General features: G+C 57.9%; 1 pseudogene. It reads right to left on the reverse strand.

The annotated features are described in order from the left end of the window. Nucleotides 1-284, reverse strand: a pseudogene (locus ENZ75_RS33960) (peptide transporter); the annotation flags it as partial. Between the last annotated feature and the right edge of the window lie 177 nt (nt 285-461).

Raw genomic sequence — 461 nt, forward strand, 5'->3', positions numbered from 1 at the left:
GTCATCAGGATCGACCAGCGTTGCCATGGATGCGGCGAATACCAGCTCCAGAATGCGTAGAAGACGAGCACGCAGAACGCGAAATAGAGATAGAACCAGAGGAACGGCTTCGATACGAGGATGGCGATGCCGATGATGGGCGGCGCGCCGGCCGCGGCGGGCGGCAATCCGAAAACCGTACCTAATTGTTCACCACCGAAGAACCAGAACAGGATCGCCGCAAGGCTCCAGACGGCGGCCGAAGTGAAGAACAGCTTCGGCTGCGGGAAAAAGGATACGAACACTGTGGCGAATTCCTCGATCTAGGCACAAATCAGCTGACGACAGCGGGCATAAAGTCACACATTAGTGGGAAAGAAAATGCCCGTGCCCGATGCCCGGCACAGCAAGCTCACAATCATGGCGATTTTGGCGCAGCCGACCATGTGATGGCGCCGGAGACGACCAGCACGATCGCGGCT

The sequence above is a fragment of the Mesorhizobium sp. M7A.F.Ca.CA.002.04.1.1 genome, from assembly GCF_004022805.1.
Lineage (GTDB): Bacteria > Pseudomonadota > Alphaproteobacteria > Rhizobiales > Rhizobiaceae > Mesorhizobium > Mesorhizobium ciceri.